Raw genomic sequence first — 25,040 nt, 5'->3', positions numbered from 1 at the left:
TTTATTGGCGTATGCCTTTAAATATATCTTTTATTTTGAAAGGAGAAATGGCTATGAGGTCTCAAAAATTCACACTGCTATTACTATCTCTACTACTTTTCTTACCTCTTTTTCTCACAAATTTTATTACTCCAAATCTCGCATTAGCAGATTCACCAAAGCAAAGTCAAAAAATTGTTGGGTACTTTCCTTCGTGGGGCGTTTACGGACGTAATTATCAAGTTGCTGACATTGATGCATCAAAGCTTACTCACCTTAACTATGCTTTCGCGGATATTTGTTGGAATGGAAAACATGGAAACCCTTCTACTCATCCTGATAATCCAAATAAACAAACGTGGAACTGTAAAGAATCTGGTGTACCATTGCAAAATAAAGAGGTTCCTAATGGTACTCTCGTACTCGGTGAACCATGGGCTGATGTTACCAAATCGTATCCTGGCTCAGGGACAACTTGGGAAGATTGCGATAAATATGCCCGTTGCGGAAATTTCGGGGAACTAAAACGATTAAAAGCTAAATATCCTCACTTAAAAACAATTATTTCCGTTGGTGGCTGGACTTGGTCTAACCGCTTTTCTGATATGGCCGCTGATGAAAAAACAAGAAAAGTATTTGCTGAATCTACAGTAGCTTTTCTTCGCGCATATGGGTTTGATGGCGTAGATTTAGACTGGGAATATCCGGGCGTTGAAACGATTCCTGATGGTAGTTATCGTCCTGAAGATAAACAAAATTTCACTCTCCTTCTTCAAGATGTCCGAAATGCTTTGAATAAAGCAGGTGCTGAAGATGGCAAACAATATTTACTAACAATCGCTTCAGGCGCAAGCCAACGCTACGCTGATCATACAGAGCTAAAGAAAATTTCTCAAATACTCGATTGGATTAATATTATGACATATGATTTCCACGGCGGATGGGAAGCTACTTCTAATCATAATGCAGCTCTATATAAGGATCCAAATGACCCAGCAGCAAATACGAATTTTTACGTAGATGGTGCTATAAATGTTTATACAAATGAAGGTGTTCCAGTCGATAAACTAGTATTAGGCGTACCCTTTTACGGACGTGGCTGGAAAAGTTGTGGCAAAGAAAATAACGGACAATATCAACCTTGCAAACCAGGTAGTGATGGGAAACTTGCTTCTAAAGGTACTTGGGATGATTATTCTACCGGTGACACAGGTGTGTATGATTACGGTGATTTAGCAGCCAATTACGTTAATAAAAATGGTTTTGTACGCTACTGGAATGACACAGCTAAAGTACCTTATTTATATAATGCAACTACAGGCACATTTATTAGCTACGATGACAATGAATCTATGAAATACAAAACAGACTATATAAAGACGAAAGGTTTAAGTGGAGCAATGTTTTGGGAACTAAGCGGAGATTGCCGTACAAGTCCAAAATATAGTTGCAGTGGTCCAAAATTACTTGATACGCTAGTAAAAGAATTACTTGGTGGACCTATTAGTCAAAAAGATACTGAGCCACCAACGAATGTTAAAAACGTTGTAGTTACGAATAAAAATTCAAACTCAGTTCAATTAAACTGGACTGCATCTACTGATAACGTAGGAGTTATGGAATATGAAATTACTGCTGGAGAAGAGAAATGGAGTACAACAACAAATAGCATTACAATTAAAAACTTAAAACCTAATACGGAATACACATTTTCAATAATTGCCAAAGATGCTGCTGGAAATAAATCACAACCTACCGCTCTTACTGTCAAAACGGATGAAGCTAATACGACACCTCCTGATGGAAATGGTACTGCTACATTTTCAGTCACTTCGAATTGGGGCAGCGGTTATAACTTCTCGATTATAATCAAAAATAATGGAACGACTCCTATTAAAAATTGGAAATTAGAATTTGATTATAGCGGTAATTTAACACAAGTTTGGGATTCTAAAATTAGTAGTAAAACAAATAATCATTATGTAATTACGAACGCAGGATGGAATGGTGAAATTCCTCCTGGTGGATCTATTACAATTGGCGGTGCAGGAACAGGTAATCCTGCCGAACTTTTAAATACCGTCATTAGCGAAAACTAGACGTAATATCCATTAATTAATTCACTAAAGTTTGAATTTAGGTTTGAGCAATACCTCCTAAATTCAAACTTTTAATTTTACGAAAAATCAAAAATATCATAATAACCTATTATAATTATATTTAATTTCTAATATGAAGTTTATATGAAGTTCATTTGAATTTTACATGAATTTCCTTTAATTTCTATTGTCTTCCTATAATATCCATATTATCCTTTACATAAAGGAATTATTTTCATTCCATTTTGAACTATCTATATATATAAAGAAAGATAGTCACCTGTTAGGGAAAGGCTTTCGTATTATAAATATAACAAAAGAAAAAGCACGCTTATAAGCGCACCATAAGAGTGCTTCTTCATACAATTCTCATGTAAGAGTTCTCGAAAATCATGTTAATCACAAAGAAAAGGCATTAGCTCCTAAAAGCTAATGCCTTTTCTTTATTCATATTGTTCAGTATTCCAATCTTCTATATTCCATACTTTTGTTATCCACGATTCATAGAAAGAAGGTTCATGTGAGACAATTAAAACCGTTCCTTTGTATTGTTGTAACGCTTCCTGTAAAGCCATCTTAGTTTCTACATCCAAATGATTAGTCGGTTCGTCTAAAATTAAAACATTGCTTTTCGTTACGATAAGTTCACATAAACGCACTTTCGTTTGCTCTCCACCGCTTAATAAACGAATAGGTTTTAATACGTGTTCTTCTTTCAATCCACACTTCGCTAATGCTTGGCGCGCTTCTTTCTTTGTCATATCTGGTCGTTCTGCCCAAACTTTCTCTAACGGTGTTATTTCTGAAGCAAACTCTTCCTGTGCAAAATAAGCAGGATTTACTCGTTCCCCAACAAAAATTGAACCGCTTAGCGGCTTTATTTGACCTAATAACGTCTTTAACATTGTCGTTTTTCCAATACCGTTATGACCAACAACAGCTATCTTTTCTCCTTTTTTCACTTGTAAATTCAAGTCTGGAAATAACGGCTCACTATAACCCACTCTTAGTTTCTCAGCCTGTAATATACGACTTACTGGTTCATTATAAACAGTAAAAGCAAAACGGGACCGAGGTATATTATTAACCTTTTCAACCCTTTGCATTTTCTCCAATACTTTCTCTCGACTTTTTGCCTGTTTTGCTTTTCGAATCTTATTTTTTTGAATAAATGTTTCTAACTGAGCAATTTCTTTTTGTTGTTTCACATACGCCGATTGTAATTGTTTCCTTTGTACTTGGTAACTTTGTAAAAACTTTTCATAATCCCCTACATATCGCTTAACTTTTCGTTCTTCTAGATGGTAAATGACATTCGTAATATTGTTCAAAAATACTTCATCATGCGAAATGATAATATAAGCTTTTTCGTACAGCTTCAAGTACGATTGCAACCATTCTATATGTGCTGTATCTAAATAGTTCGTTGGTTCATCTAGCAATAAAACATCAGCTTTTTCTAGAAGAAGCTTTCCTAGTAATAACTTTGTCCGCTGTCCTCCACTTAACTTTGAAACATCCTTTTCCAATCCTATTTCAAACAGCCCTAAACCAATTGCCACTTCTTCAATTTCTGTATGAATTTGATAGAAATTAGAGTTTTCCAATATAGTTTGTAACTCTCCATACCTTACTAACAATTTTTCTACTTCTACTGCTTCAGCCATCTCTTCTGCAATTTTTAACATCTCGTATTCAATCGCATACAAGTTAGAAAATGCACTTTGCAAGTATCCTTCAATTGTTATTCCTTCTTGTAAATCTATATGCTGCTGCAAAAATCCAACCTTCACATGTGGAAACCATTCAATGTTCCCATCATCATGTATAAGTTCTCCTGTTAAAATTCTTAGCAGTGTTGATTTTCCAATCCCATTTTTCCCTACTAACCCAACATGCTCCCCCTTTAATAATCGAAAGCACGCATTATATAAGATGGTTTTCTCACCATACGAATGACTTAAATTTTCTACTATTAATATACTCATTTTTTTCTCTCCTTTACTTATCGTCCATAAGCTAAATAGAGAGACCAACAGTATGAAGCCTTATTTAATTATGCATATAAAAATGGGTAAGGTGAATACACCTTACCCATTACATATTATCGTAAAAAAGGATTAAGGTTCTTTACCTGCTGTCTTCAATTTAGCTTAATCTTAAAAAATGGGCAGACTTCTCCCATATCAAGCTAAAACCATTTGAAGAACAGTTGATAAAGTCATTTTATCCTTTCACTCCTTTAACATTTGTTATATTAAGAGTATAAACTACTCTGTTATATTCTATTCTCTATTTTCCCTTTTGTTCCTTCTCCATCTTTTCATATTCTAAAAAAAGCCTCTTAACAGTAATTATACTAAAAACTGTTAAAAGGCTTTTTCTATTTTTTCATATAAGGAGCTAACACACTTAAAATCTCTTCTTTATCCTTTTTTAATTCGAGTGATGTTAACATATCCATCGTTCTCGGCCTAGGTAATTTCACTTGTACCTCGCCAACTATTGACGCTGGTCTTTGAGATAAAATAAATACGCGATCTGAAAGCAAGATTGCCTCATCTAAGTCATGTGTCACCATAACGATTGTTTGCTTTTCTTGATGCCAAGAGTTTAAAAGCCAGCTATGTACTTCCATTTTTGTAAATGCATCTAATTTACCAAAAGGCTCATCCAGCAGCATAATTGGCTTTTCACATAAATATGTGCGCAGAAAACTAATTCTTTGACGCATACCACCAGATAATTCATCTGGATAATGGTCTGCATATTCATCTAGTTGGAACTGCTTTAATGCTTCCATTCCTTCTGTCAGCCTTTGTTTTTTCGGCTTTCCTTCAATTTCTAACGGAAGAACGATATTTTGCAAAGCTGATCGCCACGGTAGTAATAAATCTTGTTGTGGCATATAACTAACAACATCTTGCTCTTGTACTTGCTTATCGTTATACGTTACGTTCCCGCTTGTTGGTTTTTCAACATTTGCAATCATGTTTAATAATGTGCTTTTCCCGCAACCACTCGGTCCTACAAAGGAAACAAACTCTCCCTCTTGTATAGAGGCACTAATATTCTCTAATACATTCTTTCCGTCAAAAGATTTCACTATATTTTTTATTTGTAATCCGCTCATTTTTCACTTGGAAGGAATTCATTTGTAAAAGCATCTTTTACATCGATTTTCTTTTTAATAACTTTGTTGTCATATAAGAAATTCATGTAATTCGTCCAAATTTCTTCCTTCTGTACTCCCCATGCTTTAGCATCATCTTGATACTTCGTACTTAACCATTTTTGGCTTTCTTGAACTAAATCTTTATTTACATCTGGAACAGCTTTAATTAAAATATCAGCAGCCTCTTTCGGTTCCTTAATTGCAAAATTATAACCTTCTGTCGTTGCACTCATAAACTTTTTCACAAAGTCTTTATCTTGCTTCGTATGTTTTTCACTCGTAATAATAACAGGACTATAGAAATCAAGCGCTGGATCTAAGTCCTTCACCATAATCGTATTTAACTCTTTTCCTTGGCGCTTCGCTTCAATACCATCCCAACCGTAATAAATCCATTCGAAATCTGCATCACGACCGATTGATTTAAAGAAATCTGTTTGTCCTAAGATGATTTTTTCAACTTTATTAAAATCAGCTTGATGTTTATCCATAATCGTCTTTAATGTCGCTTCTTCCGCTGGTCCTCCCCAGCCGCCGTAACGTTTACCTTCAAAATCTTTCGGTGACGTCATATTATCTTTCTTAAGCGATGCAAACGCTGAAGTGTTATGCTGAATAATCGCTCCTACAGATACAACAGGAATTCCTTCCACACGAGCTAACGTTACATTTTCTTGTGCGCTTATTGCGAAGTCTGCTTTTCCTGATGCTATCATTTGCTCTGCTGTTACATTGTCACCTGGTTGAATAATTTCTACATCTAATCCTTGCTTTTTGTAATAATCTTTCGTTTGCGCTACATACAAGCCAGTATGATTCGTATTTGGAAACCAATCTAATACTACTTTTACTTTTTGATCTTTACTTGCACTTTCTTCTTTCTTCGCCGGATTACATCCAGCCACACCTACCGCTACTAAGGCAGCTAACATAACTTTCAAACCTTTTTTCATTTTCTGCCGTCCTTTCTATATATCCATGGTGCTGTTATTCTTGCCATAAACTCTACGATAAAATACAGGCATAATGTCACCATAACGATGATTGCTGCAACACCAAATACTCGGGCAGTCAAAAAGGATTTTGTAGCCCTCGTAAGCATAACGCCTAATCCTTCACTTGCACCGAGCCATTCTCCGATAATTGCCCCCATTACGCTATATGTAACTGCAATTTTTAAACCTGAGAAAAAGTATGGAAGCACTGCTGGAAATTTTACTTTCTGGTAAACTTGCCATTTTGTCGCCTTCATTGTTTGTAACAGTTTCAGCATGTTTTTATCTACTGTTTGAAAACCTTCTAAAATACTAAGCGCAATTGGGAAGAAACAAACGAGTATTACGACCATTACTTTCGGCAGCATCCCATATCCAAACCAAATAATAAATAGCGGTGCAAGTACAACAATTGGAATTGTTTGCGAAATAACGAGCAATGGATTTATTAAAATACGAAATAACGGTATAACGTCCATAATAATTGCGATGCTCGTCCCCAATAAAATTGCAAAGAATAGTCCAATTATAACTTCCTGCAGTGTTTGCATCGTATTTGGTAATAGTAAATCTTTCATCCCAATTAATTCTTGAACAATGGCAGAAGGCTTTGGTAAAATCCACGGTTCGATTTTAAATAATGAAACAGATCCTTCCCATATCGCAATGAGAAGGATAAGCCAAATAGTTGTAATAAGTTTAGATTGCTTCTGGTTTTGCATATTCATCACGGTACTTCCAAACCTTTTCATCTATCGTTACACCAGTGCTTGGACGATAATGGATTTTAATAGAAGTAATCACTTCTTCTGCTCCAGCATCGACGCAAGCTTGTTGCGCACGTTTAACGACATCAAGAAGTACATCTAATTCTCCTTCCAAAGTTGTTTCCATTGCCCCTACTTCATAACGAACTCCCGATTGTTGCACAACTTCAATTGCTTTATCGACAACAGAATATACATCTTTCGTTTTTGCTTGTGGTACTACTGAAAATGACATTGTAACTTGTTGTGACATAATAAAATCCCCCTTATAAAAATAAATTTCAAAAATAAGAAAAGGCTTTCCTACTGCGTAGGAAAGCCTTGTATGCAAGTTATTACAGAATAACATATGCTACATCACTTTAAGTAACTCCCTACGCTGGCATTATCCAGATCAGGTTGAGGGTCGATGTTTACTTACATCCTCTCAGCCAATTGGCTCCCCGGTCCTTAATTCGTTTTCATTGTAGCATGATTTATTTTATTGAACAAACAAAAGCATGCATAATCATTTCATTATTTTTGGAAAATAACCAACTTTTTCACCATGAGCTAATAACTGCTGAATAAATTCTTTATTAATTGCTGGTACTATCAATTCTTTTTTCTTAATCCATTTATTCGTTCTACGCGTACCCATTACAATTTCAGATTGCTGCGCTCCATCTCCTGCAACTTGAGAAGCAATTAACTCTGCTATTACTTCATTTCCCTTCGCTAATGCAAGTCCGGTATTTACATATTCTGAAAGTGGAACCATTTCAAGATTGTATCCACACTCTCCAATTAGCTGTATAAATTGTTCAAACTCAATTTGATGTGGATGACAAATATGTAACGTCTCTCCTATAATTTGCGCATCTTGCAAATACGATACAATTGATTTACTAGCAAAATCAATTGGTGTGAAATCAACTTTCCACTTCACATTTGGTGCTTTCCCAATTAATAGCATTGTTTTAATAAGACGATAAAATGCGTTTCCTTCAATATTTTGTTGGAACGAACCTGTTTCTGAATGACATGCTAAATTACCTGCACGATAAATATTTCCACGCAAACCATTTTTCATTGCTTCACGAACAATGTTTTCCGCTTGTAGTTTACTATTTGAATATACATTCTCTAAGTCTACACTGTAATTAAAATCACCAGTTTTCATGTATGTATCCCATTGATCTACCGCTAATTCTAACGGGATACCAATTGTAGAAATAAAATGGAATGTAGCACCTTTCTCCGCTAATGTTAGCATACGGCTAGTTCCTTGGACATTTATATTTTCAAATTGTTTTACATCTCCAAAATGTCTTACATCTGCACCGCAATGAATTATCGTATCCATCTTAGAACTGATGAACATAAATTCTTCTTCGCTCATCCCAAGATACTCTTCTCCCAGATCACCAGCTACGGCCTGTATACGCTGTAACCATTCTTCACATATATCATTAAAGTAGCCTGTTAATGTATCTATAATTCTTTGCTGCACATCTTTAGTTGGTCTTACTAAACAATAAATAGTAGCAGATGTACCTCTCAACAATTCATATAATATGTGTGATCCTAAATAACCAGTAGCTCCTGTTAAAAAGACATTTGAAATCTGGTTTTCTTCCAAAACGTTTGCATACGTGATAGTATCTGGTTCGTGAATCACTTTATATTCACGAAATACTTCTTCTTTCTCTACTTTTACTTCTCGCTCAATTCGAGCTAATCCATATATCGTTCTTTCTTTAAAGAAATCTTGAATTGTTAAATGTGAGAAATCTTCTTTTAACAATGTTAAGACTCGTAATACTTTTAATGAATGTCCACCAATTGTAAAGAAATCATCATGCACTCCAACTTTTGAAATTCCTAATACTTCCGCCCAGGCGTTCGCTATTTGTTTTTCTGCTTTATTAGAAGGTGCAACATATTCTTGTAGCCGAACCGGTTCATACTTTTCTTCTAACTGAGCTAACTTCTTAACATCAATCTTTTTATTAGGTGTAAGTGGTAATTCATTAATATAAATTAGTTTAGATGGCACCATATAATCTGGTAATTGCTCTTGTAACTGATAAACTAATTCTGGTATTTCTTTTTTATTTAAAGTTGTATAGAACGCGATTAAATATTGGCTACCTTCCTTACTCTTCTTAGCAAAAACAGCATTTTCTTTTATATTATGATTTTGAGAAATTTTACTTTGGATTTCGCCTAGTTCAATACGATGTCCTCTAATTTTTACTTGATCATCTTTCCGATGTAAAAACTCTATATTTCCATCCTCTAGCAACTTAACGATATCACCTGTTTTATATATATTAACTATAGGATTAAAAGGGTTCGGAATAAAAGCTTCAATTGTTTTATTAGGCTTATTAAAATACCCTTTTGCTAATCCCACTGAATCTATATATAATTCACCAGGTACACCAATTGGACAAAGATTCATATTCTCATCCAAAATCATAACTTGATAATTAGCACATGGTTTACCAATGGGAATACTCGCAACATCCTCATTTAACTGACTAGGTATTTTATAGGTTGTCGTCACTACAGTACATTCTGTCGGTCCGTATACATTATGAATTTCAACATTTGTACCTATTCTTTCTCTCCACAATTTAATAACCTCTACAGGCAACATTTCACCGCCAATCGCAATTCTTTTTAGGGAAGCTAGCTTATATATATCTTCTTCTGCTAAATAAGTTGCTACTTGTCGAACAAAAATTGTTGCTAATGCCAAGATTGAAGTTGCTTTCACTTTATAGATTGCATTTGCAAATGCTTCTACAGACAATCGCTCTTCCTCTAATAGTACATATAAGTTTCCTCCACAGAATAAAGAAGCAAATGACTCCCATACAGAAGCATCGAAACTAAAGGAAGGAAATTGGGCAAATACATCCTCTTCTGTCAATTCATATTGCTTTTTCATCCAAGTATACAGATTAACAACTCCTCTATGTGCTAACATCGTTCCCTTTGGATTCCCTGTTGAACCAGATGTATAAATCATATAAGCTATATCATCACAATGAATAGACAACTTTACATCTGTATCTTCATAAGTTTCACTATCATACATTGAAACTGTTTGAACCCCATCACATGTTATAGGCGTCTCTTTCATCAATATAACTTTCGCTTGGCTATCTTGAATAATGTACTGTATTCTACTTTCCGGATAATCTGGATCAATCGGAACATACGCTGCACCAGCTTTTAATATAGCTACCATACTTACTACTGTGTCTATGCTACGTTTCATAAATATTCCAACATAGTCTCCTAATTGGACGCCGTTTTTAATTAACATATGAGCTATTTGATTACTTTTTTTATTTAGCTCCTCATAAGTTAAAGTACCTTCCCTTGAAGATAAAGCTATACGATTTGGAAATTGAGTAACAGTATTATAGAACATATCGACGATACTTTTCTCAGGATATACTGCTGTCGTATCATTCACTTGACTATAAAGTGCCATCTCGGCCTCTGTAATAATATTAAAATTATTTATATGATTATTCTTATTTTTTGATTTATTAATTAAAACACCTTGTATTTGTTGTGCATAACGAGTAATTGTTGTCTCTTTCCAATTAACACTATTAAATATTATTTCTACACTTTGCATATTTTTACTAAATACAAATTGTAATGTATTCGTGTCTTGTAGCTCATAATATGTTTCGCCAATAATAATAGGTGACATTTCATATAATGTATTACCGTTTTGAAACTCTTCTATTTCTTCCTCATTCATTTCTTTAATTTGCTCCAGTTGCTCTTCAATCTGTAAATTCAAACTTTCATAGGAGAGAAAATTAGAAACTTCAATAGTAATCGGAAATAAACTTCCTCTTACATGATAAAGCACGACAATATGTTTTTCTTTAGAAATATGATATAACCACGTTGCAGTCGCTCCTATTAAATCTACAATGTGAGTCAAATTTGAAAACAGTTCCGTTTTCCTTTTTACCCCAAGTTCTGTTCCTTGCACATCTTTAGGTATTTTAATACTTCCTTCTACTTTTTCTAAAAATTCTTTTACCATCTCACTATAAGAAATTGCTAATTTCATATTTATGTAAATTCCTCTCTTAAATATAATAAAGGTGTGAAAATTCACACCTTTTTTATCCCTTATTAAAGGGCAGATTCGTTCAATTCATAATCAGTAGCGGAGATACCCCCTTGATTAGAATTGAACTTTCTCCTTATTCGCTTTTAAACTCACCAATAAGCTCTTGTAATTCCTGAGAGAGCCAACTTAAAGAAGTCGCTAATTCTGCAATATCTTGTACTGATATTTCTTGCTCTTTCATGCTTTCTTCAACATTACTACTGCTGTTGGCATAAGTATTTGCAATATGTGATAATTCATTTACGACTTGAACAATATTCTGGCTATTTTGTAAAATATCACTCGAATTACCAGAAACAGCTTTTACTTGATCTGTAACAGATTGCGCTGATTTTGAGATTTTTTCAAAGAAATCTCCGCTACTTTGAACAAGCGAAATTCCAGTTTCTACTTCTTTTGAACCTTTTTGCATGGAAACTACAGCATCTTCTGTCTCAGCTTGTGTTTCACCAATTAATTTCGCTATATCTTTAGCAGACGCTTCCGTCTGTTCTGCTAATTTTCGTACTTCATCAGCAACAACTGCAAACCCTCTTCCAGCTGCTCCAGCACGTGAAGCCTCAATAGAAGCATTTAAAGCTAATAAATTTGTTTGATTTGAAATACCTGTAATTACAGTTACGATATCACTAATTTCTTTTGACCTTGTTTCTAACGAATAAATGATGGAAGACAAATCTTGTACTGCATTTTGGATTAAACTCATTTGATTAATAATTTGTCCAATCACTTCATTACCTTCAATTGAATGTTGTTCCATACCTTCAGAAGCAACCGCAACTTGTTTCGCAGCCCCAGTTATCTCTTCTACCTTATCTTCCATTCCATGTACAATCCCTAAACATTGTTGTACTGAAGTTTTTTGAGACTGTGCCCCTACTCTTAAACCTTCAATAGAACTTGCAATCTCTTGAACTGCCATGCTGTTTTCCTCTGTACTCGCCGACAATTCTTGTGAAGAAGAAGAAACTTGCTCAGCAGTTTGCCTTACTTTATCTATAATCCCTTTAAACTTTTCAATCGTGTTATTGAAATAAACATTAATAATTCCAATATCATCTGGTCTTTCTTTTAATTTAATACTCAAGTCACCTTCACCAATTTTACGTAACCCTTCTCGTAAATCTTTTAACGGAGCTAGCGAGTGACGCACGATAAAGAATTGAGTAATAGTCGCAATTGCTAATGAAATAATGATAAAGAGTAAACCCTGTATCATAAACTTCTCTTTTGTAATAGGAACAATGGAAGCATCTAAGTCAGCGGCAACAATTGCAATAATATTGTTTTCTCCATCTGTAATTGGTTCTAATATTGTCACCCACGAACCTATTTCATCTTCATATACTTCTGTCATTTGAGCCTTTTTCGTATCAATCACTTTATCGTATGCCTTCATCCAATGAGCGGGTTGTTCATAATAATCTCCCGGCTTTATAGGAAACGCATTTGTTAACTCTGTAGTCAAACCAACGAGTTGTAATTCTCGCTTTTCATTCGGCTTTGCTCCTGTAACATACGTTTGTCCAACGCTTTTCAATTCTTTTGATACTTCATCTAATTTCTCTGTTAACTTTTCTTTTTTCACTTTTTCGGCTGTAGGATCTTTCGCCATGTCTCTAACTAATTCTACATCCAGTTTTTTCAATACTATTTCTCCTGTTTCAATAGACTGCCTTTCAAATAAAGACATCATACTATTTTGAAACATATTGAAACTTAATGCACCCATACTTCCAACAAGTGTCAAAATAACTAATACGGTTAATAAGACGTTCTTTTGAAGGAACGATAACTTATGCCAATATTTTTTCATTAATATCCACCTTCCTTAATCAACACAAACAAAAAAAACAAAATATATGGATATTTTGTTTGAAAATGTTTCTCAATATGTTCGAGAATAAAAAAAAGCCAATGTAAAAGCATTGGCCAAGACCAACCCTATCCGTCCGGTAACTGGCTAGCGTAGCCTTTCGACCTTAGCTCCTGTAGTTTTGCGTCCTCATGTTTCCATCAGTTTGCCTTTCTCGCTGAACGAGTTGAACGATATGGGAGTTCTATGAGAATTAATTTATTCTCTTTCAAAGATTACAACATATAAATCAAAATGTCTACTTATTTAGAGATATAAATACAAATTTTTAATGCATTGCTTTTTCGAAATAATTTCAAAAAGTACGTGAATGTTACTTTTTTTGTGTTATATAATAAAAAATGTATAAATAACAAGGATTTCTTCGGGTATTTATTTAATTTTCATTCAAATTAAACTATTCGAATATATCTTAACTAATGAATTTCGGAGGTAGTTTATCATGTTTTGGCTACAATTTCTTACCTTGTTACTCTGTATTTTTATTGGTGCACGCCTAGGCGGAGTTGGTTTAGGAGTAATGGGTGGAGTTGGTATGGCAATACTCGTTTTTGTCTTCCACCTACAACCAACCGCGCCTCCTATCGATGTAATGCTTATGATTTTGGCAGTAATTACAGCTGCTGGTGCTTTGCAAGCTGCTGGAGGAATGGACTATCTTGTTCATCTAGCTGAAAAGGCATTACGAAAAAATCCAAAGCGTATTACTTTTTTTGCTCCAATTGTTACTTATTTATTCACACTATGTGCAGGTACTGGTCACGTTGCCTATTCTGTACTTCCTGTTATTGCAGAAGTCTCTCGTGAATCAGGGATTAGACCGGAACGCCCAATGTCGATTGCCGTAATCGCTTCTCAACAAGCAATTACAGCTAGTCCAATTTCAGCTGCCACAGTTGCTCTTTTAGCAATGTTAGCTGACTATAAAATCACCTTATTAGATATTTTAAAAGTAAGTATCCCTTCTACTTTCATCGCTTGTATGATAGCTGCATTCGTTGCTAGTAAGATGGGAAAAGAATTAAATGAAGACCCTGAATACTTAAAACGATTAAAAGAAGGAATGATTCCTAAGCTTGAAGAGAAAAAAGAATTTGTAGGTGTAAAGGGCGCAAAATTATCAGTTATCCTTTTCCTAGTAGGAACCTTCCTTGTTGTACTTCTTGGTTCATTTGAAGCACTTCGTCCAGGATGGATAGTTGATGGGAAGTTAGCTCGTCTTTCCATGCCGAACACAATTGAGATGGTTATGTTAACTATCGCGGCTCTTATTATTATTTTCTGTAAACCAAATGTAGAAAGCATTGTATCTGGTAACGTCTTTAAAGCAGGAGCAACAGCAGTTGTTGCTATTTTCGGTATCGCTTGGATGGGAGATACTTTCTTTAATGGAAACTTAAATATGATTCAAGGATCCATTCAGCATTTAGTAACAAGTGCACCTTGGCTATTTGCCATCGCACTATTCATTCTATCTATTTTACTGTACAGCCAAGCAGCAACAGTACGTGCCTTAATGCCACTTGGACTATCCCTTGGTATTCCACCAGCGCTACTGATTGCGATGTTCCCTGCAGTAAACGGATATTTCTTCATTCCAAACTACGGCACAATCGTTGCTGCCATTAACTTTGACCGTACCGGTACAACAGGTATTGGTAAATACGTATTAAATCATAGCTTTATGATTCCAGGCTTAATCGCAACATTTACTTCTATCGGAATTGGAATGCTCTTAATTTCAATTATGTTTTAAAGAAAAAGCACAAACCTTTATTTAAAAAGGTTTGTGCTTTTTTAATCAAACGTTTGTTTAAATTTTGGGGCAGTCTATTTCTCCATGTAGCACTTAAAATACTACACGTCCTTCCCTACAAACTTCTCTTTACTTCTTCAGCTAATTTTCTCGTACTTTCATACGCAGATTCAGCTAAACTAATTGCTGAAATAACTGAAACACCGTCCGCACCCGCTTCTATAACTGCCGCTGTATTTTCAATTGTAATCCCACCAATACCAACGATTGGCACTGTAATTCCTTGTTCTCTAAAATAGGCTAATCCTTTCGTTCCTTGAACCGCTTTCGTATCTTTTTTCGTACTCGTTGGGAAAATAGGTCCAACGCCTAAATAATCTGCTCCATTTTCGATTGCAAAGCGTGCTTCTTTAATTGTATGAGCAGATACGCCGATAATTTTATCTCCCATTTTTTCACGAACAGATGTAATTCCTTCATCATCTTGTCCTACATGAACACCATCTGCATCTAATTCAATGGCTAATTCTACATCATCATTTACAATGAAAGGAACACTATATTCCTTACAAAGCGTCTGCAATTCTTTTGCAAAGCGCACTCTATCTTCTCCGATTAAAGAACCTTCCCCCTTCTCGCGAAACTGAAAAATTGTCACTCCACCATCTAACGCTTCTTTCAATACAGCTAAAGGATCCCTCGTGCAGTTATTACTTCCCATAATAAAATACACTTGCAATAGCTTAGACATTTTATCTATTTCAATGCGTGCCATTTCTTTCACTCCCTCTTACTCTAACTCCTCAATCTTTCCATACTTCTCAATATCACCAGAAGTAGTATTCGCTAACTGATTTAAAAATTCAATTTGGAAACCACCAGGTCCCTTTTCCACGGTCTTAGCAGCTGCCAGTTCCGAAGCTACACCATAAAACGTTAATGCTGCTACTGCTGCTTTTACATAATCTTTTTCCACTGCTACAAATGCTCCTATTACAGAAGTTAGTAAACAACCTGTTCCCGTAACTTTCGTTAAAATAGGGTGACCATTTCGAATAACAATAGTTCTCTCTCCATCTGTAACAACATCTTCTTTTCCAGTAATGACCGCAACTGTATTTAGTTCATCTGCTGCCTGCCTTGCAATACTTACAACATTGCCATTTCCAGTACCAGCGTCTACCCCTTTAATTTCCCATTTCTCATTAATAACATTTGCTATTTCAGCTGCATTTCCGCGGATAATTGCTAACTCAATTTCAGCCGGAATATGTCTCGCAACTTCTGTTCGATACGAAGTTGCTCCTGCACCAACTGGATCAAATAGTACTGGCACATTGTTCGCATTTGCTGATTTACCCGCGAGTAACATCGCTTCTACTTCTTCAGGACGAAGTGTCCCCATATTTAATACTAACGCTCCAGCAATGCTAGCCATTTCTGCTACTTCTTCTTTCGCATACGCCATTACAGGCGATGCCCCAAGTGCCAACAAACCGTTAGCAGTAAAATTTGTTACAACAACATTTGTAATATTATGAACAAGCGGATTAGATTCTCTCACCAAATCCACTACTTTACTAATTTCTTTCATATTCATCCTTTTCATCTCCTAACTATAATGATGGGAGATACACAAAAAGACACTTTGCGCGTACGCAAAGTGCCTGAATATGTGCTTTTACACTCTCCCTACGCTGGCATTATCCAACAGGTTCAAATGGTCAATGACGGACTAGTAGCCATACTCTCAGTTTATATCCACAAACCCCCATGTGTTTCTTATTCATCTACTTCAAAGTCTACTCTTATTCTAGTAAAATAACAAGTTCTTTACTTTTCTATTTGATATAGAGGCAACTGATAAAGTGAAACTTTAATCAGTTGGGATTTTGTTAACTCCATTAAAAACAGCTGAAATATGGAGCGAAACTGAATCTCAAGAAGATGTATGCTATATTTAACTTATGGAAATTTGAAAGGATGTTTTTAATATGTCAAAAAGCGTTGTAATCGCTGAAAAACCTTCCGTTGCACGAGATATTGCTCGTGTACTGAAGTGTGATAAAAAAGGAAACGGCTATCTTGAAGGTAGTAAATATATTGTAACTTGGGCTTTAGGTCATCTCGTTACATTAGCAGACCCAGAAAGCTATGATGTGAAATATAAAAAGTGGAATTTAGAAGATTTACCGATGCTACCGGAGCGTTTGAAATTAACGGTTATTAAACAAACTGGGAAACAATTCAATGCTGTGAAAAGCCAGCTACTTAGAAAGGATGTAAATGAAATTATTGTAGCGACAGATGCTGGACGTGAAGGAGAATTGGTCGCTCGCTGGATTATTGATAAGGTTCGCATTAATAAACCGATCAAACGTCTATGGATTTCATCTGTAACCGATAAAGCAATTAAAGATGGTTTTGCAAATTTAAAACCAGGTAAAGCCTATGACAATTTATACGCTTCAGCAGTTGCACGTTCAGAAGCTGACTGGTATATCGGTCTTAATGCAACTCGTGCTTTAACGACTCGCTTTAATGCCCAGTTAAATTGCGGCCGTGTACAAACCCCTACTGTTGCTATGATTGCTAGTCGTGAGGATGAAATAAAGAACTTCAAAGCACAAACTTACTACGGCATCGAAGCTCAAACAATGGAGAAGCTCAAACTTACTTGGCAAGATGCAAATGGCAATAGCCGTAGTTTTAATAAAGAAAAAATCGATGGTATTGTAAAACGTTTAGATAAACAAAATGCTACTGTTGTGGAAATTGATAAGAAACAGAAGAAGTCATTCTCTCCTGGTCTTTACGATTTAACTGAATTGCAACGTGATGCGAATAAAAAGTTCGGTTACTCTGCTAAAGAAACATTAAATATTATCCAAAAATTGTATGAACAGCATAAAGTACTAACGTACCCTCGTACAGATTCACGCTACATTTCATCTGATATCGTTGGAACACTTCCAGAACGTCTAAAAGCATGTGGTGTTGGAGAATACCGTCCCTTCGCACATAAAGTATTACAAAAGCCTATCAAACCTAACAAATCATTTGTTGATGATAGTAAAGTAAGCGATCATCATGCGATTATTCCAACAGAAGGATACGTTAACTTCTCAGCATTCACAGATAAAGAACGCAAAATTTATGATTTAGTTGTAAAACGTTTCTTAGCTGTGTTATTCCCGGCATTCGAATATGAGCAACTAACGTTACGCACAAAGGTTGGCAATGAAACGTTCATTGCGCGCGGAAAAACAATTCTACATGCCGGTTGGAAAGAAGTATATGAAAATCGCTTTGAAGATGATGATGTAACTGATGACGTAAAAGAGCAACTTCTACCTCACATTGAGAAAGGCGATACATTAGCTGTAAAGTTAATTATGCAAACATCAGGTCAAACAAAAGCACCTGCACGATTTAACGAAGCGACTTTACTTTCAGCAATGGAGAATCCTACAAAATATATGGATACGCAAAATAAACAACTTGCTGATACGTTAAAATCGACTGGTGGATTAGGTACTGTAGCGACACGTGCAGACATTATCGACAAGCTATTCAATTCATTCTTAATTGAAAAACGTGGTAAAGATATTCACATTACTTCAAAAGGTCGCCAGTTACTTGATTTAGTACCAGAAGAATTAAAATCACCTACACTAACCGGTGAGTGGGAACAAAAACTTGAAGCAATTGCAAAAGGAAAATTAAAGAAAGAAGTATTCATTTCGGAAATGAAGAACTATACGAAAGAAATTGTTTCTGAAATTAAATCGAGTGATAAAAAATATAAACATGACAACATTTCAACGAAGTCTTGTCCAGACTGCGGTAAACCAATGCTAGAAGTAAACGGCAAAAAGGGAAAAATGCTCGTATGCCAAGATCGTGAATGTGGTCATCGTAAAAATGTATCTCGTACAACAAACGCTCGCTGTCCGCAATGTAAGAAGAAACTAGAATTACGTGGTGAAGGTGCAGGTCAAATCTTTGCATGTAAATGTGGCTATCGTGAGAAATTATCAACATTCCAAGAACGACGTAAAAAAGAATCTGGAAACAAAGCCGATAAACGCGACGTTCAAAAATATATGAAACAACAGAAAAAAGAAGAAGAACCATTAAATAACCCATTCGCAGAAGCATTAAAAAAATTAAAATTTGATTAAACAAAAAGGTTCCTACCTCTATCGGTAGGAACCTTTTATTTTAGTGAATGATTTTACTTCCTTTTGCATTCTCAACAAATTTTTCACTTGATTTGTTAATTGGTGTTTTCAGTAATAACGCAGCCACAATCATAACTACTACGAAAGCACTTAACACAAGTAAATCTCGCGTTACGATATCCCAAAGCATTCCGCCAACTGTTTCACGAATTGCGCTAATTGCGTATGTGAATGGTAAGAACGGATAAATCGCTTGGAAGAACGCTGGTGTCATTTGGATCGGGAATGTTCCGCCCGATCCTGCTACTTGTAGTACAAGTAAAATGATCGCCATCGATTTCCCAACGTTTCCGAAAATAGAAACGAGTGAGTATACGATACAAACGAAGACTCCACCAATAAATAAACTAAATAACACAAACCAGAACTTATCGACTACGTACGTACCGAGTAAGAATATATCTCCCATCGATACGATAAACGCTTGTGAAAGACCTATCGTTAAGAATGTTAATAAACGTCCGAAGTAAATTTCATGGCTCTTATAATTCGCGCCCTCTTCGTGTACTTCTACCGTTAATAATGAAACCATTAATAATGCGCCTACCCATAATGCAAGCACTGTATAGAATGGTGACATCGCTGAACCGTAGTTCGGCATCGCAAATAATTTATTTTCTTTTAAATTTACTGGATTCGCAAAGTAATCACTTTGCTTTTCAACATCATTTTTCAATAAACGTATGATGTCTTTTAAATCCTCTTCAGATTCAAAATCACGAATTTTATCTGCTAATTCTTTAATCTTTTTCTCAGTAGCTGGCATTTCAGCTTTAATGTCTGCTAATTTCTTTTTACCATCTACTAAACCTTTTGATGAATCTTCTAGTAATTTTTTAACATCTGGAAGCTTTTTGTCTGCCTCTTTTAAAATTTGAGATGTGTTTTTAGACATCTCTTTTGTGCGAGCAATTGCTGCATTGAAATTTGGAGTGATTTCTGAGTCATATTTAGCTAAAATGTCACCAATTTGGCCCGAAACACTTTTAGACACTTGATTAATACTTTCAATAACATCAGCTGCTGGTTTTTGACCTTTATTAATAGCGTCAATTCCTTTATCAGTTAACTCCATTCCTTTTTGCAAACCATCTTTTGCTTTATTTAACTTAGAAATTGTGCCATTAAGATTTTTATCACTATTCACATCAGCTAACACTTTATTTGTACTTTCCAGAACTGGAATCATGTCATTAACTAAATTCCAACTTGCTTTGAACTGCCCATTCAAATCATTTAAGGCTACTTTTGTAGAATCTAATCCATTAACACCTTTGTTACTTAAGTCTTCTCTTGCTTTTTCAAGCTCTGTTTTTAATCTGCTGTAATCATTTACAGCTTTATCATATTTTTCTCTACCACTGTCTAATGCTTCATTTGTTTGGTTTACTAACTCATTTGCTTTTTTGATATCTTGATTTAAATTACCTCTTAGTTGCTGAGCATCTTCTTTTACATTTTCAGCTGTGTTTTTCAATTGCTCAGCTGTGCTTACTGCTTTTTCGAAATCTGCTACAAACGTAGCATTATAATCTGCTTCTGCTTGATTTACCAAGTTATTTATTGCATCTAACTTTTTATTAGCAGCGTCTCTTACATCTTGTTTCACTTCTTGTCCTGTACCAATAATATTGGCAATATCTTTAACGCCACCATTTGCATTTTCAATAGCTGATTTAAGGTTTGTTAATTTTTCTATTCTCTTTTGGAAGAATTCTTTTCCAAAATCAGTTGATGCAGACTCTTTAAATTTAGTAAAGACATCAATTAAATATGAAACACTATCTGCACGACCTTGCAGCGTCTCAGAAACCTTATTAAGATCTTGCTTCGCTTTTTCCGGATCAAAATTACCATTTTGCAACCCGTTTATAACACCTTGTGCATAAGTTGTTCCGACACGTATCGAACTAAAAACATTATTTACAGTTTGATTAATATTTTTAGCAATATTTTTATACCCCTCACCATTCACTTGCGGTAACGCTGGAATTTCTGGGATTTGTGGTACTTGCGGAATAGTTATATTAGGCAACACTGGGAATTTAGCTGGATCTGGAAGTGTCAGATTAGAATCAAATGATGGATTTTTTAAGAAATCCGTAATTGCCGCCGCACCATCTAAACCTTTTTGCATTACCATTAAATTATTCTTAATAGTTCCTGGGGCACGTTGCAATGTTTCATCATTTCTCGCAAAGAACTTATCTAAATTCCCTAACGCTTCTTGCCCATCATTAATAACACTCTCTACAACCGGCAACTCTTTTTGCGCCACTTTCACAATATCCTCTGCTCGAGTCGCATCATCTAACGCCTTATCCATCAATGTATTCATTTCTGGGAACTGCGCTTCTAACTTAAAGACAAGATCTTTTACTTTCTCGATACTTGGTAAGTTTGTTTCTAAATCGATTCCAAGGTCATTGAAGATTTTAAAAATCTCACCGTTCGCTGTTTTAACGAAGTTTTTACTAATTTCTTCCGTAATACCTGATGCACCTTTTGCTGTAATTTTCGGTGCAATCGCATTTACCTTTTCATTTACATAGTAATCCAGTTCTGGTTTCTGTGGATTTTCATCCAGAACAGTTGCAATTTTTTCAGAGAAATCTTTTGGAATCGTAATACTTGCATAATAATCTCCACGCTCAACTCCGTAAATTGCTTGTTTTTCATCTACAAATTTCCAGCCAAGATTTTTGTTTTTCTTAAGGGAGTCTACAATCTCTTTCCCGATATTAATATCTTTCCCTCTTAAATTAGAACCTGCATCTTGGTTAGAAACTGCAATGGGAACCTCTTTTGTATTTCCATATGGATCCCAAGAAGCTTTAATGTTAAACCATGCATATAACGATGGTAAAATCATTAATCCTAAAACAATAACAATTGCAGCCCAATGTTTGGCTACATTCCGTAAATCTGTCTTATAAATACGCCAAATCTGTTTCATAGAAGTTATCACCTAATTATATATTTTTCCTTCTTTAGAAAATGATACATACATTTTGCAATTATATCACTTTCTACATCGTGTATTAACCAAAAACGTACTATTTTTTCCCATTAACTTTCACTTACTTCATTATATAACGAAGTGAGTCAAAGTATGAATACAAAATGACCAAATCGGTTTTACATTCAATAATAACAAATATATATGAAATGTCATAAAAAATACAAGTATTTTCTCTTGGAAATACTTGTATTCCTAAAAAAAATCCTCACAGCTTTTATTCTCTGTGAGGATTTCTTCTATTATATATCCAATTGAACCTCTACACCGAAATGATCTGAAATTACATTTCTGTTTGTACCATTAAAAATAACTTTTGAAGAATGAACTTTTTTACTTTGGTTACACAATATTAGATCGATTCGCAAATTATGTTTATTTTCATCCCAACCAGCAATCTCACCTTGGACAGTCGTTCCTTCATCCTTCTCTATTGCTAATTCATATGTGTCATACAACCCTTTTTGCATCATATACTCATAACCTTCGTCTTTCAATCGAGCATTGTTATTAAAATCCCCCATTAAGAAGGCGAGCTTATTGCTATCTACACGCTCCATCAAACGATCGACTTGACCTTTGAATGACTCTTCTTCATCATTCCACCAACCGAGATGACAAGAGTAAAACGTTATATCCTTACCATTATAAGCAATTGTTGTACTTACAATTTTACGCGTTTTCCAATACGTTGTATCCTCGTTTTCTGAAATGAAGAACGTATCTTCTTTTATAATATTATGCTTCGTTATAATCGCTAATCCTTCTTCGTACACGTCATAACCAATATGAGAGAAATCCCAAGTAATATTGTAATCTTTTACATGTAGCGCTTTTAACTCTTCTAATAGTAAAAGTCCAAAATTATCTTTTTTCTTGTTACCGCATACATTTTCAGCTTGTATGGACTGACTTACTTCTTGCAATGCGATGACATCGTACTCTTCTTCTTGAATTACTTTAGCAAGGTATTGTATCTTTTCTATTTGATTCTCTTCTTGCCAAGAATGACAGTTTAAAGTTAGCAATTTCATATTATTACGCACCTAACATATCTTGAATGTCTGACTTTAATACGTCAGCTTTCGGACCATATACCGCTTGTACACCTTTATCTTTTACAATAAGCCCTAAAGCACCATTTTGTTTCCACTGTGCTTCTGGTGCAACAACATCTAAATCTTTTACTGTTACACGTAAGCGCGTCATACAAGCATCTACGTCAGCAATATTTTCTTTTCCACCTAATAAATCGATAACTTTTGTTGCTAATGAACCGTCTTGTACATTTCCTGTTCCTTCTGATGCCTCATCTTCATTATCAATATAGTTACCTGCACGCCCTGGTGTTGGTAAATTGAATTTTTTAATTAAGAAATTAAATAGTGTAAAGTTAAGACCGAAGAACACTAATGAAACAATAACAAAGTTGATTAAGTCTCTTGTTAAACCTGCGTTAACCATCATTGGCGTACGAGTAATTAACTCAATAAATCCAAATGCATGAACACGTAAGTTAATTAAATCAGCTAGCGCGAATGCAAGTCCTGTTGTAATAGCATATACAACATATAATACTGGAGCAATAAACATGAACATGAATTCAATTGGTTCTGTTACACCTGTTAAGAATACTGCTAATGCTGCTGATAAAAACATTGGTTTATATTTTGCACGCTTTTCTTTATCAACGTTACGGAACATCGCAAATGCAATTCCCATTAAAGCTGCTGTTGAGCCGATAACTTGTCCAGCTTTGAAACGAGCTGGTACAACGTTATTTAATAAATCGTTATATGCCTTCGTATCTCCATTTGCTAATAAATTATTTAAATCTGTAATCCATGCAAGCCATAATGGATCTTGTCCTGCTACAACTTGTCCAACTTTTGAACCAGTTAGCATCGTATATGTTCCGCCTAGCTCTGTATAGTTCATCGGAATCGTTAACATATGGTGTAAACCAAATGGTAATAATAAACGCTCTAACGTTCCATATACAAACGGTGCAACAACTGGTGCACTATCTTTTGAAGCTGCAATCCAGCGACCAAATTCATTTAACCCACTTTGGATGAATGGCCATAGAAGTGATAATACAATCGCAGTAACTGTAGACCAAAGAATTACAACGAATGGTACAAATCGTTTTCCATTAAAGAATGCTAATGCCTGTGGCAGTTTATTATAGTTATAATATTTGTTATATAAAGTAGCTCCTAAGAAACCTGTGATGATCCCTACGAACACTCCCATGTTTAATGCAGGTGCACCAAGTACAGAAGTAAAGTAATCTTTTACAATTAAATCTCCCGCTATTACTGAAGAAACTTTCGCTTTTGAATCCGCTAACATTTCAGCGTTTACCCCAAATATAGCTCCTGTAATTCGGTTTGTTAAGACGAATGCTAATAGCGCTGCAAATGCACCACCCGCGCGATCTTTCGCCCAAGATCCCCCAATTGCTACTGCGAATAAGATGTGTAGATTTGTAATGATTGCCCAACCGATGTCTTCCATTACGCGAGCGATTGTATGAACTGCGTTAACATCCCCAGCAGACATACCAATTAACTTACCGATGGAAATCATTAAACCAGCTGCTGGCATTACGGCTACAACAACTAATAACGCTTTCCCGAACTTTTGCCAAAAATCAAAAGACGTAATTTTCATCTGTTCTTCCTCCCCTTTATTTATAAAAACATAATGATTTAAATTATAATTTCTGTTCCCTTTATGAAAACGATTCCTTATGTTACTTTATTTTTATCTTTACGCAACCGTTTTCATAAATCTATTTTAATAAAAGCGTTTTCACTTTGCAATAGAAATTTATTTTTTTTCATAAAAAAAGATGCTCAAAGTGGTCATCTCCCTGTCAAGTAGACAGTAATAAAAAGAGTATTATGCCACGGCCTTTTCCCGATATTCTATCGGGGAAAGGCCGTGAAGTTTTTCTTGGAACCTTTCTGTA

Annotated in this window: 16 protein-coding genes and 3 riboswitches; of the genes, 3 read left to right on the top strand and 13 right to left on the bottom strand. The window is 35.1% G+C overall.

The window, feature by feature from the left end; all coding sequences use genetic code 11:
- Window positions 1-53 precede the first annotated feature (53 nt).
- On the top strand, window positions 54-2,078 hold the full coding sequence (locus tag ACTFO4_RS23815) for a glycosyl hydrolase family 18 protein (protein WP_119682902.1): 2,025 nt from the start codon (window positions 54-56) through the stop codon (window positions 2,076-2,078).
- A 443-nt stretch (window positions 2,079-2,521) separates the two neighbouring features.
- On the opposite strand, the gene ACTFO4_RS23810 is transcribed toward ACTFO4_RS23815, so the two are convergent.
- From ACTFO4_RS23810 to ACTFO4_RS23780, 7 genes are all read right to left on the bottom strand, one after another.
- Window positions 2,522-4,066, bottom strand: coding sequence for an ABC-F family ATP-binding cassette domain-containing protein (locus ACTFO4_RS23810; protein WP_242285507.1), 1,545 nt, complete (start codon window positions 4,064-4,066; stop codon window positions 2,522-2,524).
- Window positions 4,067-4,461: 395 nt separating this feature from the next.
- A complete protein-coding gene (locus ACTFO4_RS23805; protein ID WP_000016088.1) occupies window positions 4,462-5,211 on the bottom strand; it encodes an ABC transporter ATP-binding protein in 750 nt (249 codons plus the stop codon).
- Window positions 5,208-6,206: an ABC transporter substrate-binding protein gene (locus ACTFO4_RS23800; RefSeq protein ID WP_000715573.1), complete on the bottom strand. Its 999-nt coding sequence runs from the start codon at window positions 6,204-6,206 to the stop codon at window positions 5,208-5,210. Before ACTFO4_RS23800 ends, ACTFO4_RS23805 begins: the two co-directional genes overlap by 4 nt.
- Window positions 6,203-6,976 carry an ABC transporter permease gene (locus tag ACTFO4_RS23795; protein WP_001057166.1) on the bottom strand — a complete coding sequence of 258 codons (774 nt, stop codon included), beginning with the start codon at window positions 6,974-6,976 and terminating at the stop codon, window positions 6,203-6,205. Before ACTFO4_RS23795 ends, ACTFO4_RS23800 begins: the two co-directional genes overlap by 4 nt.
- A complete protein-coding gene (locus ACTFO4_RS23790) occupies window positions 6,948-7,268 on the bottom strand; it encodes an MTH1187 family thiamine-binding protein (RefSeq protein WP_000082906.1) in 321 nt (106 codons plus the stop codon). The genes ACTFO4_RS23795 and ACTFO4_RS23790 overlap by 29 nt, the downstream gene beginning before the upstream one ends.
- Window positions 7,269-7,369: 101 nt before the next feature.
- Window positions 7,370-7,471, bottom strand: a riboswitch (TPP riboswitch).
- A 52-nt stretch (window positions 7,472-7,523) separates the two neighbouring features.
- Complete coding sequence (locus ACTFO4_RS23785) at window positions 7,524-11,105, bottom strand: non-ribosomal peptide synthetase family protein (RefSeq protein ID WP_440014474.1); 3,582 nt, start codon at window positions 11,103-11,105, stop codon at window positions 7,524-7,526.
- Between the two features lie 136 nt (window positions 11,106-11,241).
- Window positions 11,242-12,984 (bottom strand): methyl-accepting chemotaxis protein, encoded by a 1,743-nt coding sequence (locus tag ACTFO4_RS23780; protein WP_000761079.1) that lies wholly within the window; start codon window positions 12,982-12,984, stop codon window positions 11,242-11,244.
- Window positions 12,985-13,119: 135 nt separating this feature from the next.
- A riboswitch (cyclic di-GMP riboswitch) is annotated at window positions 13,120-13,204 on the bottom strand.
- 282 nt (window positions 13,205-13,486) lie between these two features.
- Here ACTFO4_RS23780 and ACTFO4_RS23775 point away from each other — a divergent pair.
- Window positions 13,487-14,800: an anaerobic C4-dicarboxylate transporter family protein gene (locus ACTFO4_RS23775; RefSeq protein WP_025710029.1), complete on the top strand. Its 1,314-nt coding sequence runs from the start codon at window positions 13,487-13,489 to the stop codon at window positions 14,798-14,800.
- A 115-nt stretch (window positions 14,801-14,915) separates the two neighbouring features.
- Here ACTFO4_RS23775 and thiE read toward each other — a convergent pair whose 3' ends face one another.
- Both thiE and thiM read right to left on the bottom strand, forming a co-directional pair.
- Window positions 14,916-15,575, bottom strand: a complete 660-nt coding sequence (gene thiE, locus ACTFO4_RS23770) for a thiamine phosphate synthase (RefSeq protein ID WP_017657404.1) — start codon at window positions 15,573-15,575, stop codon at window positions 14,916-14,918.
- A 15-nt stretch (window positions 15,576-15,590) separates the two neighbouring features.
- Window positions 15,591-16,400: a hydroxyethylthiazole kinase gene (gene thiM / locus ACTFO4_RS23765; protein ID WP_119682900.1), complete on the bottom strand. Its 810-nt coding sequence runs from the start codon at window positions 16,398-16,400 to the stop codon at window positions 15,591-15,593.
- Between the two features lie 72 nt (window positions 16,401-16,472).
- Window positions 16,473-16,585, bottom strand: a riboswitch (TPP riboswitch).
- 209 nt (window positions 16,586-16,794) lie between these two features.
- On the opposite strand from thiM, the gene topB reads away from it, so the two are divergent.
- On the top strand, window positions 16,795-18,984 hold the full coding sequence (topB, locus tag ACTFO4_RS23760) for a DNA topoisomerase III (protein WP_440014473.1): 2,190 nt from the start codon (window positions 16,795-16,797) through the stop codon (window positions 18,982-18,984).
- Window positions 18,985-19,024: 40 nt separating this feature from the next.
- Here topB and ACTFO4_RS23755 read toward each other — a convergent pair whose 3' ends face one another.
- The 4 genes from ACTFO4_RS23755 to ACTFO4_RS23740 form a co-directional block, all read right to left on the bottom strand.
- Entirely contained in the window at window positions 19,025-22,000 is a 2,976-nt protein-coding gene (locus ACTFO4_RS23755; protein ID WP_440014472.1) for a YhgE/Pip family protein, read from the bottom strand.
- A gap of 305 nt (window positions 22,001-22,305) precedes the next feature.
- Window positions 22,306-23,097: an endonuclease/exonuclease/phosphatase family protein gene (locus ACTFO4_RS23750; protein ID WP_440014471.1), complete on the bottom strand. Its 792-nt coding sequence runs from the start codon at window positions 23,095-23,097 to the stop codon at window positions 22,306-22,308.
- Between the two features lie 4 nt (window positions 23,098-23,101).
- The gene (locus ACTFO4_RS23745; RefSeq protein ID WP_000705560.1) at window positions 23,102-24,739 is read right to left on the bottom strand and encodes a PTS transporter subunit IIBC; all 1,638 of its coding nucleotides are present in this window, start codon (window positions 24,737-24,739) and stop codon (window positions 23,102-23,104) included.
- 231 nt (window positions 24,740-24,970) lie between these two features.
- The coding region (locus tag ACTFO4_RS23740; protein WP_325782447.1) for an IS3 family transposase at window positions 24,971-25,040 on the bottom strand (70 nt) is incomplete at its 5' end.

Origin of the sequence: Bacillus cereus group sp. MYBKT14-1 (genome assembly GCF_051915185.1) — a bacterium.
GTDB lineage: Bacteria > Bacillota > Bacilli > Bacillales > Bacillaceae_G > Bacillus_A > Bacillus_A cereus.
Note: the sequence above shows the minus strand (reverse complement) of the source record. Positions and strands in the feature narration are given on the sequence as shown.

Coding starts and splice junctions, on each gene's coding strand:
- ACTFO4_RS23800 (WP_000715573.1), bottom strand. CDS start 6,206: ATGAAAAAAGGTTTGAAAGTTATGTTAGCTGCCTTAGTAGCGGTAGGT.
- thiE (WP_017657404.1), bottom strand. CDS start 15,575: ATGGCACGCATTGAAATAGATAAAATGTCTAAGCTATTGCAAGTGTAT.
- ACTFO4_RS23810 (WP_242285507.1), bottom strand. CDS start 4,066: ATGAGTATATTAATAGTAGAAAATTTAAGTCATTCGTATGGTGAGAAA.
- ACTFO4_RS23755 (WP_440014472.1), bottom strand. CDS start 22,000: ATGAAACAGATTTGGCGTATTTATAAGACAGATTTACGGAATGTAGCC.
- ACTFO4_RS23780 (WP_000761079.1), bottom strand. CDS start 12,984: ATGAAAAAATATTGGCATAAGTTATCGTTCCTTCAAAAGAACGTCTTA.
- ACTFO4_RS23815 (WP_119682902.1), top strand. CDS start 54: ATGAGGTCTCAAAAATTCACACTGCTATTACTATCTCTACTACTTTTC.
- ACTFO4_RS23805 (WP_000016088.1), bottom strand. CDS start 5,211: ATGAGCGGATTACAAATAAAAAATATAGTGAAATCTTTTGACGGAAAG.
- thiM (WP_119682900.1), bottom strand. CDS start 16,400: ATGAATATGAAAGAAATTAGTAAAGTAGTGGATTTGGTGAGAGAATCT.
- ACTFO4_RS23785 (WP_440014474.1), bottom strand. CDS start 11,105: ATGAAATTAGCAATTTCTTATAGTGAGATGGTAAAAGAATTTTTAGAA.
- ACTFO4_RS23750 (WP_440014471.1), bottom strand. CDS start 23,097: ATGAAATTGCTAACTTTAAACTGTCATTCTTGGCAAGAAGAGAATCAA.
- ACTFO4_RS23790 (WP_000082906.1), bottom strand. CDS start 7,268: ATGTCACAACAAGTTACAATGTCATTTTCAGTAGTACCACAAGCAAAA.
- ACTFO4_RS23795 (WP_001057166.1), bottom strand. CDS start 6,976: ATGAATATGCAAAACCAGAAGCAATCTAAACTTATTACAACTATTTGG.
- topB (WP_440014473.1), top strand. CDS start 16,795: ATGTCAAAAAGCGTTGTAATCGCTGAAAAACCTTCCGTTGCACGAGAT.
- ACTFO4_RS23775 (WP_025710029.1), top strand. CDS start 13,487: ATGTTTTGGCTACAATTTCTTACCTTGTTACTCTGTATTTTTATTGGT.
- ACTFO4_RS23745 (WP_000705560.1), bottom strand. CDS start 24,739: ATGAAAATTACGTCTTTTGATTTTTGGCAAAAGTTCGGGAAAGCGTTA.